The following is a 20,240-nucleotide window of genomic DNA, read 5'->3' as shown; positions in this document are numbered from 1 at the left end:
GCAAACAATTATAATGATCAGGATGCGACTGGATGTTGAAGTTAGCGATTCAATGCTTATTTCCCGTTGCGTTTTTTGTTAAAATTGTATCAATTTTAGTACATAATGGCGACCAATTTGATAATGAACGGATAACAGATTATTGTTTGGTTAAGTCTAAACTAAATGTAAAGAACAAGAATTTCTTACCTTTGCGGGATGAATTTCAAAGAGCAGCTTACAAATTATCCGATACTGGAAATAGTGGCCCGGGCTTCGGCAGAGCTGGGTGTTGAAGCCTATATTATTGGCGGATTCGTCCGCGACCTGATACTGAAAAGACCAAGTAAAGATATTGATATCGTTTCAATTGGAAGTGGAATTGAGCTGGCAGAGCTTGTTGCCCAGCAACTTGGCCCCGATGTTCACGTAAATATATTTAAAACATTTGGAACAGCACAAATCCGTCAGGGCGATCTGGAAGTGGAGTTTGTAGGAGCCAGAAGAGAATCTTACAGCCCTGATTCGAGGAAACCGGCTGTTGAGGACGGCACGCTTCAGGACGATCAGAATCGTCGGGATTTTACGATCAATGCGATGGGTATAAGCCTGAGCCGGAACAACTTTGGCGACCTTATCGATCCTTTTGAGGGAATGCGGGACCTGCGAAAAAAAATAATTCGTACGCCTCTCGAGCCTGGAATTACATTTTCTGATGATCCTTTGCGAATGATGCGCGCGATTCGTTTCGCATCACAACTTAACTTTGATATTGAGCCGGATACGTTCGATGCAATCATCGGTATGAAAGACCGGATCAGTATCGTTTCGATGGAAAGGATTTCGGATGAGCTTAATAAAATTATTCTATCCCCAACGCCTTCTTACGGTTTCAAACTGCTTTTCCACGCAGGACTTCTTCAAATCATTTTTCCTGAAATGATTGAATTGTTAGGCGTTGAAACCATTGACGGCAAAGGACATAAGGATAATTTTTACCATACCCTTCAGGTGCTTGATAATGTCAGCCAGAACACCGATGACCTTTGGCTTCGCTGGGCGGCTATTTTACATGATATCGCGAAACCTGCCACCAAACGTTTTGACAAAAAAGCAGGCTGGACTTTTCATAACCATGAAGAAATCGGGGCTCGTATGGTTCCGGTTATTTTTCGCAGGATGAAACTTCCGCAGAATGAAAAAATGCGTTTTGTGAAAAAACTGGTGCGGCTGCATTTACGCCCGATTGTCTTGTCAAAAGAAGAAATTACGGATTCGGCCATGCGTAGATTATTGGTTGAAGCAGGAGAAGATATTGAAGCGTTGATGAAACTGTGCCGGGCCGACATCACGTCCAAAAATCCGGATAAGGTCAAGCGTTTTCTTCATAATTTTGATATTGTTGAGCAAAAACTCAAAGACCTTGAAGAACGCGACAAACTTCGGAGTTTCCAACCGGTGATTTCCGGAGAAATTATCATAGAAACTTTCGGTTTAAAACCTTCCCGCGAGGTCGGGATTATGAAGGAACTTATTCGTGAAGCGATTTTGGAAGGGATAATTCCTAATGAATACCAGCCAGCTTATGACTTTATGGTGGAAGAAGGGAAGAAAATGGGCCTTTCTGTCCAATAATCAGGTTTATTATGCTCCCTATGGATTGAATTAATTTCCTGATTGTATATTTTTGCAAACCTATATAAACCGAACGAATCGCTTCATTACTATACCCAATGGAAAGTACACAGTTTAAACGTTTTTTTGGAGCCCTGCTCACCTTGTTGGGTATCGCAGTTTTGTTATTCGCTTGTGTCGCTTTTCTTTCTGAAAAACCGGTATTAGGTCTTACAGTTACTAAGTGGGAATCCGTTGTCCCGTTTTTGGTTGGTTCTGTTTTCCTGCTTACAGGCGTGAACCTGGTCAGTAGAGTTTAAGAAGAACGAACGAGCGTCGCGCCGACATTGCATTCCAGACATTTTTTAGCGGAACAATAATGATTGTACCACTCAATTAATGCCTGGGAATCTGCAGCCGTTTTTACTTTCATTTCCAAAGTTTCCCACTCACGGGTGATCCTGTTATTTTCTGACGGAAGCTGGTTAAGCCAACTTAATCCTTTTTCCAATAACTCCGGTTGTTGCCGTTGCTTTGAATAGGCGACGAGTAGCGGCACGGCGGCATTGCTAATCAATAAATTAATGGCATCTTTTCCCATCACAGGGACGTTTGTTTTAGATAACTTTCCGAACTGAAAATGATGAATCCAGTAATCTGATTGTTTGAGGTTAAATAATTTATGCAAATCGTTAACTGAATCCGCGGTAGTTAAAGCGGAAAACAGCGCTCCGTTTTTATGGATCAAACTGGCGAACTGAGAAAGACGGATAGTAGGAAATCCGGCTGGCCTGAGGCGAAGAAATTTGAATTCATGCGTGTTCATTTGCAACGCTCTTAACTGATATTTGCTGGCCAGGAAATTGTATTCCCTTCGAAGTTCCTGAACATAAATTTCTTCCGTTTCGGAATCTTCCGGTAATAATCCTCCCGATCCAAAAAGTATTGCTTCGAGCTGAATGATCTGGTCCCGATGTTTTTGTAAAATTTTTAAAGGAACAATTTGCGTCAATCTCAAAAACGCAGGATCGTTCAGTTTAAAACCGAAATGCTGACCCAGCCATTGGTATGCTGTTTCTTCCCAATCCTGATGATTTGTATGCCATAATTCAATCACTTTCGAAGCTTTCTGGTCAAGCCTTTCCAGCAAAACTTTGTCAAGCATCGAAAGTTTTTGAAGTTCATTTACTGACGCAAATTGTTCCCCGCAAGCAATCCCCACAGAATCGTAAACTCCCTGTGTATTCATCAGTGAAGCATATCTTTCGAGTATTGAAAGCTTGACCAATCCTTTCAAACACAAAACAGGCAGTAAAGTTTTGTCAGGCCGATAAATCGGGATATCATTTTCCCAAACCACATGGAGGATGACACTTTCATAAGCCGGATCGCCGGTATGGTCATGCGCGAGCCAGTCAGAAGATCTGGTATGAATTTCAATGGAACCGATCCAGTCGACACCATCGATTCGGATCCGCGCATTTGCAAAATCGGGTCCTGCATTACTGTTTCTGTTTCCGGTTCTTGTAATTTGAATACTTTCACCGGTTTCAACCCGGAGATCGGAAGCATCAAAATATTGGAATCGCCATATAAAACTGAGCAGATCTTCATTCATAGTAATCTCAGATAGCGTGTGTAGAAAAAATATACAATTCTGGCTGGTCAATCTTTGTCTAAACCTGAATTGTTTCTGTTCTTTGTACGTGTGTTTATTGGTTTGGTTTCTTATCCTGAGGAAATAATTATTGTATGCTCCGTCGATTGCTGTCTTATGCTATTAAATTTTCAATCTACTTTTTTGTCATTTCCATTGTTTGGGTTGTGGTTTTAAAATTTGTTCCTGTGTGGGTAACGCCTTTTATGATCACAAGAAAGATTGACGCTTTCCGGGAAGACGAGGATACAGAAATTCACAAGGACTGGGAATCTTACGATAATATTTCAAAAGAGGTCGCGCTGGCAGTGGTGGCGTCTGAAGATCAGAATTTTCCAAACCACTGGGGTTTTGATTTTGATGAAATTTATGATGCGATGACCGAAAAGCGCAAAAGGGCCCGCGGAGCAAGCACAATTTCGCAGCAAGTGGCGAAAAACGTGTTTTTGTGGCACGGAAGAAGTTATATCCGCAAAGGTTTGGAGGTTTACTTTACCGTATTAATCGAATTGATATGGGATAAGCAGAGGATACTGGAAGTTTACTTGAATGTTGCGGAAATGGGGAAAATGACATTTGGCGTGGAAGCTGCATCGCAACGATTTTATAAGAAATCTGCCAAAAATCTGACCCGGTATGAAGCCGCAAGAATCGCAGCCGTATTGCCCAATCCTGTTCGTTTTTCGATCAAAAATCCGTCTGCTTATGTTAACAAAAGAACAAATCAGATCGTCAGACAAATGAAATATCTGGGTGGCAGAAATTACATTGCAGATTTATGATTTGAGTGTATTCGATAATTATATGAAACAATTGGCAGGTAAACATATTGTCACATTTGTTGTCATGCAATTTTATTCTTGTAAGGTAACCTCATCGAGGTTACCTGTTTCTAGCTTGACAGTTTATTCAAGCAAACGTAACTCCTTCAGGAGTTTCCTGAAAACGCAAGGAGGCTTTAAACTGACTTATTTTCTAAAATATAAATCATTTAAAGAGTCAGTATAAAATAAAATTTCTTCCTGAAAATTTAACTTTTTACTTCATTTAACAATTCTCCGGCATTTTCAAATGCTGACAAATTATTCAGAGTTATCGTCGCAATTTCTTCCAACGCCTCTTTTGTGAAAAATCCTAAATGTCCGGTGATTAGTACGTTAGGAAAAGAAATTAAACGGGCAATTGTATCATCCTGAATAACACTTTCTGAGAGATCCTGAAAGAAAAGGTCCGCTTCCTGCTCATAAACATCTATTCCAAGATAACCAATTTTACCATTTTTTAGCCCTTCGATCGCATCTTTCGCTTCCACCAGAGCGCCCCGGCTGGTATTGATAATCATTACACCGTCTTTCATTTTCGAAATTGCGGTCGCGTCAATAAGATGAGCCGTCTCAGGTGTTAGTGGACAATGAAGCGAAATGATCTCACTTTCTTTTAATAAATCATCCAGTGTTTTATATACGACTCCTCTTTCAACCAGAAGGCTCGATTCGCTGACGTCATACGCCAAAACCTTACATCCGAAACCCAGCATGATTTTACAAAATGCTTTACCGATCAGTCCGGTTCCGATAACACCAACAGTTTTTCCAAACAGGTTGAAACCTGTCAAATTTTCAATGGAAAAATTTCCCTCCCGCACCCGGTTATAGGCCTTATGTGTTTTTCGATTTAAAGTCAGGATCAACGCTGCCGCATGTTCAGCTACGGACTCAGGCGAATAAGCCGGGACACGAACAACTTTTAATTTTTGTTCCCTGGCGGCTTTCAAATCAACATTATTAAATCCGGCACATCGCAGCGCAATTAATTTGATACCATTTTTACTGATTACTTCAATCGTTTCCTGATTGATTATATCATTTACAAAGACACAAATCGCATCAAACCCGACCGTAAGTACAGCAGTTTGTTCATTGAGCGGAACTTCAAAGAAATTTAGTTCGTGAATATTGTCGGTATTGAATTTCGTGAAATACTCTTTGTCGTAAGACTTTGTGCTGAAGAAAGCAACTTTCATAATATTGTATTTAATTAAAGAACTCTCATTTCTACCTTTTTATCGTGAATTTCTTTCGGTAAATAATCCATAATCGCTGTTTTAAGCGCATCGATAAGTCTCGTTTTGACCTGCTCCCGATTCACCACCAGACAAACTTCACGGGCAGGTTCAGGAAATTGAAAATGACGGATATGTTTTCTCCTTTCTTCTGACAATTCATTTACCGCAAGTTCGGGTAAAATTGTTATACCCCCATTTTTTTCAACCATACGGATTAATGTTTCAATACTGCCGGAACGATAATGAAAGCTATTTCCAAATTGACTGCTGCGGCTTAGTTCGCATAATCGCTGAATTTGCGTCCGAAAACAATGGCCTTCTTCTAAAAGCCAGAGGTCATTAGGTTCAATATCTCCCGGAAGGATATATTGTTTGTTATAAAGATCGGTATTTTCGGACACATAGGCGTAAAATATCTCTTTATAAAGAGGGATTTCCTGCAAACCGCTATCACCGGAAAGTGAGGCTACAATTCCAACATCCAGGTTTCCAAGTTTGAGTTCGGTGAGGATCCGCTCCGTGATCATTTCCGAGACATGAAGCCTGATGTTGGGATAATTTTCAATGAAAGGCTGAACCAGATGAGGAAGCAGATACGGTGCGACCGTCGGGATAATACCAATTCTTAATTCCCCGGACAGATCACCATTAAAATGTTTGGCAATTTCAGTCATTTGTCGGGCTTCAAAAAGAATCGTTTTTGCCTGGTCAATGATCAGTCTCCCGATAGCCGTCGGCACGATCGGCTGTTTGGTTCGGTCGAAAATTTTAACACTCAGCTCGTCTTCAAGTTTTCGGATCATCATGGATAATGTCGGCTGCGTAACATTACAATGTTCCGAAGCCTGGACGAAATGCCGGTGGTTATCCACGGCAACAATATATTCCAGTTGTTGAATATTCATAAATCGTTTTTCTGACTAAAACAGCAATGCGAGGATTTTATAAATTCTAATCAGTACAAATATTAATTTCTATCAATTAAATCTATACAAATATAGAAACTATCAGTTTGATTTATGAAAATTGCGCGGTTTAATTTGTGACATACTTCTTCTAAAAGTTAAGCAGCAGTTTCAGAATTAACCCTTTATCGCACGGAAATGTAAGCGGGACCCTGTCGGGAATTAATTCTGAACCAGCCAACTACGGCATTTCTTCCGGGCCGTTTTGGAGTCGGGATTACGCAGGGAATAGGTATAAGGATTAAGTTGATTAAAGGAATATAATGTAGGTTACAAAGCCATGTGAAGTTTTTCGCATGGCTTTGTTGTGCTATTAAAATATGATTAAATGTTATTGGTAAAGTACTGTATCTTATTCGAATTCGTAACTTACATCAGTAATATTTACAAAACGTATCACACTTAAACAGGTATTTAAATGAAGAAATTAGCAGGAATCATGATGCTTATGTTTTTGGTTATGACGGGAAGTGCTTTTGCCCAGACTGCCACACCAGCAACCAAAGCCGCAACAACGAAAAAGAAAGCTGATCAGGAAGTGAAAGCTGCGAAAAGCGAGGCCAAATCAGGTGCGCAAGCTACAGGAGCGAAATTGAAAAAAGACGGAACACTGGACAAGCGTTATGCTGAAAATAAAAATCTTAAAAAAGACGGAACACCTGATAAAAGATTTAAGGCGAACAAAAAGGATTCCTTAAAGACGGGTAAAAAACCTTAATTTTACAAGTAGAGATATTAAAAACGGGCTGCAAAATTTTTTGCAGCCCGTTTTTTTTGCCTCATAAGCTAAAAGAAATCTCTTTTATCTTATCTGATTTAGGGTAAGCCACCTAATGGTTGTCATGGATATGAACAATCTGAATCAGCATTTTTGATTCCCATTTATTTCATTGCAATGAATATAACGGAAGAAGGTACTTATCTGCTCAGCAGAGAAACGGAAGCGGAATTTGAGAAAGTATTTAAAACAAACTTCAAAAATCTTCACGCTTACGCAAACACGATCGTACATGATGATGTGATGGCGGAGGAAATGGTGCAGAACGTATTTTGTCGTTTATGGGAAAAACGTGAGCAGATACGGATACGAGAATCGGTTGGTGCCTATTTATACCGGTCCGTTTATCATGAAAGTCTGAATTATTTGAAACACCTGAAAGTACGGGACGCCTATCAAAATTATGTCGTTAACTATATGTCTGATAACGATAATGGCTGTTATGAAATCGAGTTGGGAGAGCTGGAAGATAGACTTGGAGCAGCGCTATTGCAATTACCTGAAAAATGCAGGACTATTTTCCAGATGAGCCGTTTTGAAGAATTGAAGTATCAGGAAATCGCTGATAAACTTGAAATTCCTATCAAAACGGTTGAAAATCAGATGGGTAAAGCTTTGAAATTATTACGTTTGGAACTGGTGGATTTTCTGCCAATTGTTTTAATAACATTACTAATAGCATAATAACACAAGATCATGTGCGAAGAAATGAATTATATGGATGATCTGCTGGTGAAATATTTACTGGATGAAACCACCAGGCAGGAGCGGGGAGAAGTAGAAAATTGGGTAGCAGCAAAAACGGGAAACCGGATATATTTTGAAAATTTCAAACTGATCTGGAACCGGAGCAAAACCTTGGCTGCACATAGTGACGTAGATGAGGATATGGCCTGGATCCGTTTTAAGCAAAAAATCCAGGAAGCAGAAGTTCCTGTATTTCCATTAAAAACCAACGCCTTTTTCAAATATTTCCGTATTGCTGCGGCTATTATCCTTGTTGCGGGAGGAAGCTGGTTCACCTATTTGATAGCAATTAAAAACAGTTTACCACAGGAAATGTCCGTGCAATCCGGAGCTCAAACGTTAGTTAAGACCTTGCCGGATGGTTCCGTTGTTACTTTAAATAAAAATTCAAAGATTCGCTACGCAACGTATTTTACAGCAGGCGGAACACGAAAAATTAAATTAAAAGGAGAAGCATTTTTTCAGGTTACTCCGGATAAATCAAAGCCATTTCTCGTTGATGCAAATGACGTGATTGTTCGCGTAGTAGGAACATCATTTAATGTAAAAAGCAGTATCAACAGAACAGAGGTGATTGTCGAAACCGGGCTGGTTGAGGTGACCAAAAAAGAACAGAAAGTGAAAATTAAACCAAAGCAAAAAGTTACTATTTTTAAAGATAAACCTGAGTTGTCTATTAAAAAAAATGAAGATGAATTTTATAAATATTATAGAACAGACAAACTTGTCTGTGACGATACACCTCTCTGGAAATTGGCCAATGTTTTAAGTGAAATATACCATACACGGATCATCGTAAGTGACGAAAGAAAAAATCTTCCGATAAATACTACGTTCGACGGTAAGTCGCTGGATGAGATTTTAATGATTATTTCAGAAACTTTTAACATAACCGTTGTGCAGAATGATGGGCAGATAATTTTAAAATAGGCTGTATCTTTCGGCATGAATTGGACTTTTACTTTGCGTAAAGCACTATATCTGGCAGCGATCTTTATTTTGCTGTCCTCTGTTTGTCATGCCCAAAAGTTACTCAACAGAAATGTTTCCGTCCATGTTAAACAGAAACCTGTTTCCGAAGTTCTAAAACTGGTCAGCGAACAAGGTAAATTTTATTTTTCCTATAACAGTGATCTTGTTCCGGGCGATAGTATGGTGACTTTAAACGCGGACAATAAATCAGTAAAGCAGATTTTAGATGTTTTATTAACGGGAATTTATCAATATAAAGAAACAGGCGACTATATAATTATTCAAAGACCTCCAAAAGAAAAATATTACTATCTGACGGGTCGGATATTTGATAATGAGACTGGTGAAAAAGTTGATTATGCCAGTATTTATTCCAAGCAGCAACTCGCTTCTGCACTATCCGATGATAACGGGTTTTTCCGGCTTCGCTTGCGAGACCGGAATTTTCCTTTGTCTTTAACCGTCAGTAAAGTAGGCTATGCAGATACAACAATCGTCATCAATTCGGAGCAGGAACGAGACCTGTCAATCACTATTTATCAAAAAGCAGTTGATCTCGATCCGGTATTTGTGCGTTATTCAGAGGGTGGGGGAAGCTGGCTGGCGCGTATGTTTGTGTCATCAAAATTGCGCTTACAAAGCAGAAATATCAGCCGGTTTTTTGTCTCGCTTCCCTATCAGGCCTCCTTCACACCTGGTCTGAGCACGCATGGGAAAATGAGTTCGCAGGTTAGTAATAAGCTTTCGCTAAATATTCTCGGAGGGTATACTGCTGGCGTGGATGGCGTTGAAATTGCTGGCTGGTTCAATATTTCAAAAAAAGATGTTCGCTACGTACAGATTGCCGGGATGTTCAACATTGTTTCTGGCCACGTTCATGGTGTGCAGATTGCAGGTTTACACAATCATGTACTGGATTCTTTGAGAGGTGTTCAAATTTCAGGACTCAGTAATCAGATCAACAAAACATTGACGGGAGTTCAGGTATCTGGTTGGCTGAGTAAGGTTTCCGGCAAAATATACGGAGTCCAGGTCTCTGGAGTTGGCAATTTAGTAAAAGATAAAGTGGACGGTGCGCAGTTCAGTGGAATATTCAATCTTTCGAAAGGAACAATGTCCGGCGCACAAATTACGGCTGGAATTAATTTTGGAAAGGATTCCGTTTTAGGAGCGCAAATAGCCGGATTTGGTAATTCTGCAAAAGCAGAAATGCAGGGACTTCAGCTTGCCGGACTTTATAATTATGCTAAAAACCTAAAAGGAGTGCAGGTGGGCGTGATCAATCTGGCAGATTCATCTTCGGGTTACAGCATTGGACTGATAAATTTGGTCAAAAATGGGAAAGGTGCTTTTTCTTTACATGCCAATGAAATCCTTCCGCTGAATTTTGCATGGAAATCGGGTAACCGGAAGTTGTATAATGTCTTCACGATTGGAGCCGGTTTGGGAGAAAACAATAAGGCTTATACTTTTGGTTTTGGCTTGGGAAAAGAGTTTGTCCTGAACAAATATCTCACTTTGAATGCGGAGATTTTAAACCAGAATTTTTATCTCGGACAATGGAAAGACCTTCCCGTTTTATACCGTTTCCAGACCGGTTTAAATGTTAAAATCGGCAAGAGATTTGCAGTATTCGCAGGGCCATCCTTTAACATCTTCAACTCCGAACAAAAGGAATTTAAAAATGGATATCAATCTTTGGCCGACGAAGGAACTTACCGTTTTAAAATAAACAGTACCACAAACGCCTGGGTTGGCTGGCAAGGCGGTTTGATATGGAACTATGGTGCACAGCGCTAGTGATTTGTTTTCCAACTTCTATCACAAATCCTCCAATATTTTTTTCATAATTTTCATTTTTTCCATTTTGAATTTAGGGTAAACTTCAATCCGGTTGTCAATTATATACATACCGCAACATGGAAAGATTGAAGGCCTGCAATTTACAGTTCCGCGCAGTATGTGTTTAAACTTCCATTATTTTATTTAGACACAATGAACAAATACGTAAATATTCTCGTGAGCTTTTTACTGCTCAGTTTATTCTCTTTTTCTTTTTCAGTATCCACTTTTGCACAGGAAGAACGCACAAGTATTGGACATATTGGTCTGATTTATCCACTTAGCACCAACGGAAAAAACGCAGATCAGTATACCAATAAATTTTCCTTACACGCCATCGCCGGGCTTTCAAAAGCGGAGACCGGTGTCGCCATTTCGGGAATCGCTTTATTAGTGAAAGACAGTGTGACAGGCGTACAAATTAGCGGGGTTTCAAATGTTATACTAAACTCCGCGGATGGCGTGCAAATCGCTGGCGTGGCCAATGTGATACGTCATGATGCAAAGGGTGTTCAAGTCGCAGGATTTATGAATTTCGGGGAAGAGGCTGGTGCTGTTCAAGTGGCCGGTTTCAGTAACATAACCAGTAAAAGTGTAAAAGGACTTCAATTATCAGGTTTTTTAAATAAAACAGAAAATGTAAATACTCAGATATCCGGCTTTATGAACATTGCCAAAAATGTGAAAGGCATTCAATTGGCAGGTTTGATCAACATAGCAGACAGCAGTGATTATCCGATCGGGATTTTAAATTTTGTTAAAAACGGAGAGAAATCGATAAGTCTGACAACTGATGAAACTGCTACTGTTATGGCATCTTTTCGCTCGGGAGGCCGTGTGTTATATGGGATTCTTGGTTTGGGATATAACTTGAAAAGTGATAAAAAATCCCTGTATGGAATTGAAGCTGGTCTGGGAGCTCACGTTGCAGTTTCGGGTAAATTCAGAATTAATACTGAGGTGGTGAGCCAGACCTTATCTGATTTTAAAAGTGGAAGTTACTACAAAAATTCGCTACGTATACTGCCAGCGTTTAAACTTAGTCCGCAAATTGAAATCTTCGGTGGGCCAAATTTGAACTATGTCGATTACTCCAGAGGAAAAGGCGATGGTTTGATCAGCCATTACCTATGGAAAGAAGCCAGAGCAGAGGATTTTGAAGGATTATATATCGGTTTCAGTGCGGGTATACAATTCATTCTTTAAGCGAATGAAAGTATCGTCGTTCAAGATTTGATCTGATGGTAGCCAAATCATGAAGTTGTAGGAAATAATGAAAATGGAGTCCGTTAGAGATTCAGGGAGTACAATGTGGTTTAATTCTACAAAAAGTGTTATGATTTCTACATTTGTTACAACAATTAAAATGGTGATTTTTGGCGTTCTGCATCGTGAGACTGGTTTCCCGGTATAAGGCATCATTTTGTTACAAGCCGTCCTCGAGAAACTATTTTTCACCAAAATCAACGAGCATGAACAAATTGACGAGTATGAAGAAATTTGCGTTTATCGGTATATGTGTACTGGGAGTCGCATGGGGATGTAAGGATGATGAGGAAGATGTAGTGGTACCTCCGGTGGAAGTTCTTCCCACTTTGAAAGTAACATCAACACTTGCTGGCGATAGTATAGGTTATGATACGACTGCAACAGGAGCCGTTGATGGAACCTTAGATCAGGAAACTAATATATTGAAATTGAATATCACGTACAGTGATAGTTCCGCGATGGATTCTACCGGCACTGATTCCACAATGGCATTTATGCCAACTGCATGGCATATACACAAAACTGCCTCAGGCGCTGACACCACAGCAGCAGTAGTTATTAATCTGGGAACAACTTTCACAAGTCCGTTTGCGTTTACAGATACTTTGACTGATGCACAGGTTACTGATTTGAAAGCAGGATCTTACTATATGGATATCCATACTGCAAAATACCCGAATGGTGCGATAAGAGGACAATTAACAGCGAGAGAGTAATAATACAATATAAAAAAAGCCCGTCACATTTTCGAAGCGACGGGCTTTTTTTATGATAATTGTTTGCTAGAAAAGCTCCTTCGCTTTTTCCAGAGCTTTGTCGAGCCCACTTGCGTCAGATCCACCCGCGGTTGCAAAAAACGGCTGTCCGCCGCCGCCTCCACGAATTTCCTTTGCAAGCTCTTTTACAACATTTCCTGCATTCAGGCCAGAACTCTGAACAACATTTTCAGCGATGAAAACAGAAATTTGAGGTTTACCGGCAATTTCGGTTCCAAAAACTGCAATCAGATTTTCCACCTGGTCACGAAGTTCGTAAGAAAGTTGTTTCAAAGATTCAGCACTCGGAACACTTACTTTTTCAACAACCAAATTAAAACTTTGATAACTTTTTACTCGATCAAGCAATTGAACTTTTAGTTGCTGAATCTTGTCATTTTCAAGGGCTTCAATTTTCTTTTGTAACTGTGTGCGTTCGTCCAGCAGGTTTTCAACCGCCTTCACCACATCTTTCGGACCTTTCAAAAGTTCTTTAAGTTGATTAAGCGTATCTTCCTGCTGACGCATTATTTCCAGTGCTTTTTCTCCGGTTACCGCTTCAACACGACGAACGCCAGCAGAGACAGAACCTTCGGAAATAAACTTAAAAACGCCAATTTCTCCCGTCGACGGAATATGTGTTCCCCCGCAAAGTTCAAACGAGAACTCAGGATCAAAAATAATTACCCGAACAAAATCCCCATATTTCTCTCCAAAAGTTGCTGTTGCTCCCATCGCAATAGCCTCCTGAATCGGAACATTTGTCATTACCTTTAACGGAATGTTTTCGCGGATTTTTTCATTAACGCGATCTTCAATTTTTTTCAACTCTTCGTCAGTAACTTTCGAAAAATGTGAAAAGTCGAAACGTAATAATTCGTCGTTCAGGAAAGATCCTTTTTGTCCGATATGTGTTCCCAACACTTCACGCATCGACGACAACATCAAGTGCGTTGCGGAGTGGTTTGCTTTAATTTTATTGCGACGTGTTTCATCAATATGCGCGACTACAATCCCTGCATTCTGCAAAGCATCGTCAAGATTTTTATCTCTTGATATATGAACAAACAGATCGTTCTCTTTTTTAGTATCTATAATATTGACAACCTTCGATTCCCCGCTGACGTTGAAATGCAACGTTCCGGTGTCTCCAACCTGACCACCCATTTCAGCATAAAAAGGAGTGCGGTCCAGGACAATATGGTATTCCTCGCCGGTTTTTGTCTTCACCTTTCGGTACTTAACGATATGACTATGGGTTTCCTCAAAATCATATCCCAAAAACTCCACACCATCCGACTCACGAAGTTCGATCCAGTCGGTTGCTTCCTTCGTTGCATCTTTGCGTGAACGTGCTTTTTGTTCTGCCAGGGCATCCTGGAAACCAGCTTCATCGATGATAAAGCTTTTTTCGCGGGCGATAAGTGCCGTTAAATCTACAGGAAACCCGAAAGTGTCACTCAATTCAAACACTTCACTTCCTGCAATAACATTGGTCTCTTTTTCTTTCAGATTCGCCATGATAATATCCAGGCGTTTCAGACCAGATTCAAGGGTACGCAAGAAGCTCTTTTCTTCTTCGAGAATAACACGCGTAACAAATTCTTCCTGTGCAGTCAGTTCCGGGAAAACATCTTTAAATTGCTCAGAAAGAACCGGAATTAACTTGTGGAAAAACGGCTCGGAAAACCCTAAATATGAATATCCATATCGTACCGCGCGACGCAGAATACGACGGATTACATAACCAGCTTTAACATTGGAAGGTAATTGTCCATCCGTGATCGCAAATGCAACAGCACGGATATGATCAGAGATAACACGCATTGCGATGTCCGTAAACGGCTCTTCGCTGCCATATGTTTTCCCTGATAATTTCTCTAAAACATTAATTGTATTTTGGAAAACGTCCGTATCGTAGTTCGACATTTTTGCCTGAACAGCCATACATAGACGTTCAAAACCCATCCCTGTGTCGACATGCGTGGAAGGCAGGGGAATCAGGGAACTATCGGCCTTACGCTCAAACTGCATAAATACCAGATTCCAGATTTCTACAACTTGCGGATGATCGTTATTGACCAGAGATTTTCCGGAAATTGTATCTACATCAGCTTGTGGGCGTAAATCAATATGGATTTCTGAGCAAGGTCCGCATGGACCGGTATCACCCATTTCCCAAAAATTATCCTTTTTATTACCTAATATAATACGGTCTTCTCCAACGATCGGCACCCATAAATCCCAGGCTTCCTGATCAAAAGGAACGCCGTCCTTCGCATCGCCCTCAAAAACTGAAACATACAAACGCTCTTTCGGTAATTTGTAAACTTCGGTTAACAACTCCCAGGCCCAGCTAATCGCTTCTTTTTTAAAATAATCTCCAAACGACCAGTTTCCCAACATTTCAAACATGGTATGATGGTACGTGTCGAATCCAACATCCTCTAAGTCATTGTGTTTTCCTGAAACACGCAGACATTTTTGCGTGTCTGCAATACGACGTGACGGAGGTGTGCCATTGCCCAAAAAGAAATCTTTGAACTGTGCCATACCTGAGTTATTGAACATCAGGGTGGGATCATTCTTTGCAACTAATGGGGCAGAAGGAACGATAAGGTGCCCTTTGCTGCGGAAAAAATCCAGAAAAGACTGGCGTATCTGATGCGAAGTCATTGTATATAAGTTGGTACTAAGTCTCTGTAAAAATGTCTGCAAAGTTAAAGAAATTTGCCATGTAGTCGTTACTGGCTTAGTATTTTACCACCTTAGACATATAAGATAACCTGAGAAAATTATAGAAAATAGATTATCAGTTATTATTAGTCCAGGTTGGATAAAATACTTTATCAAACTAAAAGTAATAATAAAGTCAATAAACATACGTCCAACGCAACCTTAGGTTCTCTTAGGTTTCTGAAATTGTAGAAATAGTCAGGATTATCTTTAATTTTTTTAAAAACGATATAAATTTTTTCAATAAATCAGCTAAGATTTAGCCTTCACAGCGTATGTGCTTCTGCAATTGGTGGTTGAAAGCTTTTGGCATATTTTACAAAATCAACTTCCTTAAATCGTAAACGTTTACGATAAAAATGCTAAAAGGGTTTATCAAAAACCTGCCGGCCCGATCATGATTTTGTTCTAATGACTTTTGGAATTCTTTGAGTATAAAAGTCTGTTATCCTTCTTTTTTTATATAATCAACATACTGAATTTGACACCAATTAGAATTTTTAATAATACCCGGAGACATTTTGCTTTTTGTCAGAAAGCTTATATTTCCTTTACACTCTTAATGTGCGAAAGATGAAACCCTACTCGGAGTATTCGGCCGAAGAGTTAGCTATGGAGAACCTATTTATCAGGTGGGTTCGGTTTCCGAATGATCCCTCTATACGCTCTTTTTGGGAAAATTGGATTACAAAATATCCTTACAAAAGGGATACGGTAGATCAGGCGCGGGAACTTGTCATGATAACATCGCATTTAAAGCCAGATACCCTTTCAAGTCAGGATGTAAATTCTATTTGGGACAGGATACGTATTTCACTTGAAATTATAAAAGAGCGGGAGCCAGGAGAAATTGTATCTGCTAAGACATCTTCAATGACCAGGCCGAAAAATATCGTGCTCGGTGTAATTTCCATGGCCGTTCTTGGCTTACTCTGCCTGATATTGCTTTACATCAAATAATCGAAGTTGGACGCAGTAAGAAAAGGTGTCGATCTAGGATGTTTCGACGATGCTTAACTCCTTTTTTTCCATTCGCCCTGTTGCTTGGAAAGTTCAGATGACCTTTGTTATAACATATCAATAGCTACATAGTGAGTTATTAATTTTAGTTTTTATTGATATAGTTATATTTTTATTGCCCGACATACTTCCGTTCTTACTGTTTTTCAATCTGAAATATAGAAATGTTAACATCTTTTATCTATATATTTTAATTTTGGCAACGTTCCCGATAACGTTTGCGTAAATAAATCTCTCCTTTTTGTTTCAATTGTCTACCTGTTTTTCTAACCTCAATAATTAATTGACAATTGTACTATTTGTGCAAAAAATAGGCTTATTGTTTTTATTCAATTTTATGCAATCGGTTGAATTTTACCTGTTCATGAATTAAAAGGGCTTTCAGGAGGCTTTTCCGTTTTGAAGTTATTATCAACAAGCGTTAGTATAAGAAATTCAGGTAAACATCCGAAGCCTGAATTCTAAATTTCTTCATCAGCATCGTAAGTAGGATTTGCATTAAGGGCTTAGTCAGAAGAAGTACTCTTTGCTGACTAACAAAACAAAAGTGACTGACAAATTACAATATGAATAAATGTAGAAAAAATTTAATGATTTGCATAGGGGTATCTTTTGAAATGTTCGTCAGCAACAGTAAGTTCTAAAATTTATAAAAAATTTAATATAATCTATAAATATGAAAAAACACTTTACTAGTATCAGGCAGTACTTATTAGGTTGTGCTGTGGTGGGCGTCATGGGGCTGGGCACTTTGGCACATGGTGCGCCGGTCGTCGCTTCGATGAATTTCAAAGGAACGAAGATTGATAAAAGCGTAACGGGGCAAGTGCTTTCAGTTGACGATAACACGCCCATACCTGGTGTTTCAGTCGTTTTAAAAGGAACCAGAACCGGAACGAATACAGATGCAGACGGGAAATTTAAGATTGATGTACCCGATAACGCTGCTGTTCTGGTAATTTCTTCCGTTGGCTTTGTAACCCAGGAAATTCCTGTTGGCGCGAAAAGCGAGATCAGTATTTCTTTGGTAAGCGATATGAAAAGCCTTAGCGAAGTGGTCGTTGTAGGTTATGGTACTCAGAAAAAAAGCCAGACTACCGGAGCGATTTCATCTGTTTCGGCGAAGGAAATTACCGAGATGCCAATTACGAACCTTGGACAAGCTTTGCAGGGCCGCACTGCCGGGGTAGACGTGAGTCAGGCAGGTTCCAAGCCAGGAGCAGCGCCAAAGATTCTTATTCGCGGTCGTCGTTCGTTCAACGCTGGTAATGATCCTTTGTATGTAGTTGATGGAATTCCTTTGTCGGCTGGATATGAGGATATTAACCCAAATGATATCCAGTCGATGGAGGTATTGAAAGATGCCACTGCGACTGCGATTTATGGTGCCCGCGGTGCAAATGGAGTTGTGATTGTGACTACAAAACGTGGTGGTGTAAAGGGTAAAACTACGGTGACCTATGATACCTATTTCGGACAGTCAGAAGCACTTAACAAGATAAACCTTTTTAACGGTGCTGAGTTTGCAGAGTATGTGAGAGAGGCATACAGATCTACCAAAAACAGTAAAGGTGAGATTATTTACACCGATGCAAACGGTGTGTATGTTCCAACAGGACAATCTAACCCCGCGGCTGATGCAAAAATTGCAGTATTGGGTGGTGATCCAAACGTTAAAGCGGGGATTGAACAAGGACGTAGTACTGATTATCAGGACCTGATTCTAAAAAAAGGATTTCAACAAAACCATACCCTGGGTGTTCAGGGTGGAAATGAAAAAACACAGTTTTATATTTCGGCAGGTGTTTTTCAGGATAAAGGTATAACAGAGGGACTGGACTATACCAGGACATCTGTCAGAACGAATATTGACCATAGTATCAACAAGAAACTTCGGGTTGGTATTTCTTCATACCTGATGTACAGTAACCGGAATGGAGAAACGCTGAATCCTTACAGTTTCACGATTAATCAAAACCCACTGGGTGCTCCTTTCAAGGATGATGGAAGTATCAACTTTGCGCCGACCAACGATGCGTTGCTGACCAATCCGCTGGCTGAAATTGTTAAAGGTGCACAGGTTGACAACACCAAAAGGTACCGGATTTTTAACAGTATTTATGCGGAAGTGCAAATTCTGGACGGGTTAAAATACCGGGTGAATTTTGGGCCGGATATTACCGTGGCACGCACGGGAAGGTTTGTTGGTGCGCAAACCAATGCGCGTAAGGGTGGTGATGCTCAGGCAAACAATACGAACCGTTTCGGCTTCAACTGGACGCTTGAAAATATTTTAAGTTATAACAAAACATTTTCTAATAAACATAATCTGGGCGTAACGCTGGTACAGTCTATTCAACGTGACAGATTTGAAGCCTACGGAACTCAAGTTCAAGGTGTGCCGGTAGAGTCTCAGCAGTTCTATAACATGGGTAATGCAAGTACGATTCTTCAAACTGTCAGTGGGTTAACGGAATGGACAATTAGTTCGTTTCTGGGTCGTATCAATTATGACTTTAATGATAAATATCTGTTAACACTGACTTTACGTCGTGATGGTTCAAGCCGTTTCGGAGAAAATACAAAATGGGGTAATTTTCCCGGTGTTGCAGTGGGCTGGAATATCAGCAATGAACCTTTCCTGAAAGGAACTTCATGGCTGGACTTACTTAAATTGAGAGCAGGTTGGGGTAAAGTGGGTAACCAGGGTGTGGCTCCTTATCAAACTCAGGGTTTACTATCAAGAACTGTTTATGCCTGGGATAATACGGGTGCATTTGGTTACAGACCGGGAACAATCGGAAATAGTGATTTGCGTTGGGAAAGCTCAGCCTCTACCAACATCGGTGTTGACTTCAGTATTCTGGCAGGCCGCGTTCAGGGATCTTTGGAAGTATATCAGACTAATACGACCGACCTTCTTCTGTCTGACCAGCTGCCGGGTTCAATTGGATTTAGCGCTGTGACCCGCAACGTTGGAGAAACAAGAAACAGAGGTGTAGAATTGGGCATAACTACAACAAACATTAACACAAAAGGCGGTTTCAAGTGGAATACGGATTTGCAATTCACAAAAAATACCGAAGCGATTCTTTCTCTCTATAATGGAAAGGTGGATGATGTAGGAAACAAATGGTTCATTGGACAGCCTCTGAATTCTTTCTTTGACTATAAAAAAATAGGTATCTGGCAGGTGAATGAGGCTGAGCAAGCCAAGAAATATTATCCAGGTGATCAGAATAACGCACTGGGCGCGGGCGTAGGCCAGGTAAAGGTTCAGGATACCAACAATGATGGTGTGATCAACGCCGATGACCGTGTTTTGTTAGGATCGGATGTTCCCGATTTTAGTATGGGTTTAACCAACCGTTTCTCATACAAGGGATTTGATCTATCATTGTTCTTTTTTGGACGGTTTGGACAAAAAATTATAAGTGGTTTCCATCAAAACAACAATGCCCTGGCAGGTCGCTATCAGCAGATTAAAGTTGACTACTGGACACCGGACAATCCAAACGCACAGTATCCGCGTCCGTTTAGCAGCCAGGAGTTTCCACAGTATAATACCACGCTTATTTACTTTGACGGATCGTTTATCAAGCTTCGGAACATCAACGCGGGATATACTTTTACCAACAATGTTACCAAAAGACTGGGTTTGGAATCACTTAGAATTTTCACTAGTATTCAGCAGCCTAAAATCTGGTCGAGCTTTATTTCGAAGTATAATGGCGTAGATCCGGAAACTGACGGAACTTCTGTTAACAATGGAGTTACACCTGCTACCAGAGTCTGGACAGTTGGTTTAAACGTTAAGTTCTGAGAGAGATTTTCTAAAAAG

15 protein-coding genes are annotated in these 20,240 nt (G+C 40.2%); 11 read left to right on the top strand and 4 right to left on the bottom strand.

The features are described 5' to 3' along the window. Positions 1-198 precede the first annotated feature (198 nt). Together AC1XUO_RS11700 and AC1XUO_RS11695 are read left to right on the top strand one after the other, a co-directional pair. Complete coding sequence (locus tag AC1XUO_RS11700) at positions 199-1,614, top strand: CCA tRNA nucleotidyltransferase (protein ID WP_483329973.1); 1,416 nt, start codon at positions 199-201, stop codon at positions 1,612-1,614. A gap of 98 nt (positions 1,615-1,712) precedes the next feature. Further along, positions 1,713-1,913, top strand: a complete 201-nt coding sequence (locus tag AC1XUO_RS11695) for a hypothetical protein (protein ID WP_235151293.1) — start codon at positions 1,713-1,715, stop codon at positions 1,911-1,913. Here AC1XUO_RS11695 and AC1XUO_RS11690 read toward each other — a convergent pair. Continuing rightward, positions 1,910-3,211 (bottom strand): DUF2851 family protein, encoded by a 1,302-nt coding sequence (locus tag AC1XUO_RS11690; RefSeq protein WP_483329972.1) that lies wholly within the window; start codon positions 3,209-3,211, stop codon positions 1,910-1,912. The genes AC1XUO_RS11695 and AC1XUO_RS11690 overlap by 4 nt on opposite strands. A 134-nt stretch (positions 3,212-3,345) precedes the next feature. Here AC1XUO_RS11690 and mtgA point away from each other — a divergent pair, with 134 nt between their 5' ends. Further along, on the top strand, positions 3,346-4,032 hold the full coding sequence (mtgA, locus tag AC1XUO_RS11685) for a monofunctional biosynthetic peptidoglycan transglycosylase (RefSeq protein WP_483329971.1): 687 nt from the start codon (positions 3,346-3,348) through the stop codon (positions 4,030-4,032). 248 nt (positions 4,033-4,280) lie between these two features. Here the strand turns inward: mtgA and AC1XUO_RS11680 are convergent, their stop codons facing one another. Continuing rightward, a complete protein-coding gene (locus AC1XUO_RS11680) occupies positions 4,281-5,273 on the bottom strand; it encodes a 2-hydroxyacid dehydrogenase (protein ID WP_483329970.1) in 993 nt (330 codons plus the stop codon). Positions 5,274-5,287: 14 nt separating this feature from the next. After that, positions 5,288-6,220 carry a LysR substrate-binding domain-containing protein gene (locus tag AC1XUO_RS11675; RefSeq protein WP_483329969.1) on the bottom strand — a complete coding sequence of 311 codons (933 nt, stop codon included), beginning with the start codon at positions 6,218-6,220 and terminating at the stop codon, positions 5,288-5,290. A gap of 478 nt (positions 6,221-6,698) precedes the next feature. On the opposite strand from AC1XUO_RS11675, the gene AC1XUO_RS11670 reads away from it, so the two are divergent. The 6 genes from AC1XUO_RS11670 (at position 6,699) to AC1XUO_RS11645 (ending at position 12,604) form a co-directional block, all read left to right on the top strand. Continuing rightward, a complete protein-coding gene (locus tag AC1XUO_RS11670) occupies positions 6,699-6,998 on the top strand; it encodes a hypothetical protein (RefSeq protein WP_483329968.1) in 300 nt (99 codons plus the stop codon). Between the two features lie 177 nt (positions 6,999-7,175). Further along, complete coding sequence (locus tag AC1XUO_RS11665; RefSeq protein ID WP_483329967.1) at positions 7,176-7,742, top strand: RNA polymerase sigma-70 factor; 567 nt, start codon at positions 7,176-7,178, stop codon at positions 7,740-7,742. A gap of 12 nt (positions 7,743-7,754) precedes the next feature. After that, a complete protein-coding gene (locus tag AC1XUO_RS11660) occupies positions 7,755-8,735 on the top strand; it encodes a FecR family protein (protein ID WP_483329966.1) in 981 nt (326 codons plus the stop codon). Positions 8,736-8,750: 15 nt separating this feature from the next. Continuing rightward, positions 8,751-10,577 carry an STN and carboxypeptidase regulatory-like domain-containing protein gene (locus tag AC1XUO_RS11655; protein WP_483329965.1) on the top strand — a complete coding sequence of 609 codons (1,827 nt, stop codon included), beginning with the start codon at positions 8,751-8,753 and terminating at the stop codon, positions 10,575-10,577. A gap of 195 nt (positions 10,578-10,772) precedes the next feature. Further along, on the top strand, positions 10,773-11,825 hold the full coding sequence (locus AC1XUO_RS11650) for a hypothetical protein (RefSeq protein ID WP_483329964.1): 1,053 nt from the start codon (positions 10,773-10,775) through the stop codon (positions 11,823-11,825). Positions 11,826-12,091: 266 nt separating this feature from the next. Beyond that, on the top strand, positions 12,092-12,604 hold the full coding sequence (locus AC1XUO_RS11645; protein WP_483329963.1) for a CHRD domain-containing protein: 513 nt from the start codon (positions 12,092-12,094) through the stop codon (positions 12,602-12,604). A 66-nt stretch (positions 12,605-12,670) separates the two neighbouring features. Here AC1XUO_RS11645 and alaS read toward each other — a convergent pair whose 3' ends face one another. Beyond that, on the bottom strand, positions 12,671-15,319 hold the full coding sequence (alaS, locus tag AC1XUO_RS11640) for an alanine--tRNA ligase (RefSeq protein ID WP_483329962.1): 2,649 nt from the start codon (positions 15,317-15,319) through the stop codon (positions 12,671-12,673). Between the two features lie 633 nt (positions 15,320-15,952). Between alaS and AC1XUO_RS11635 the strand changes: the two genes are divergently transcribed. Both AC1XUO_RS11635 and AC1XUO_RS11630 read left to right on the top strand, forming a co-directional pair. Continuing rightward, a complete protein-coding gene (locus AC1XUO_RS11635; RefSeq protein ID WP_483329961.1) occupies positions 15,953-16,339 on the top strand; it encodes a hypothetical protein in 387 nt (128 codons plus the stop codon). An 841-nt stretch (positions 16,340-17,180) separates the two neighbouring features. Continuing rightward, positions 17,181-20,222: a SusC/RagA family TonB-linked outer membrane protein gene (locus tag AC1XUO_RS11630; protein WP_483330398.1), complete on the top strand. Its 3,042-nt coding sequence runs from the start codon at positions 17,181-17,183 to the stop codon at positions 20,220-20,222. Positions 20,223-20,240: the final 18 nt, after the last annotated feature.

It is taken from the genome of Dyadobacter sp. HNCC25DJ186, assembly GCF_056895235.1.
Note: the sequence above shows the minus strand (reverse complement) of the source record. Positions and strands in the feature narration are given on the sequence as shown.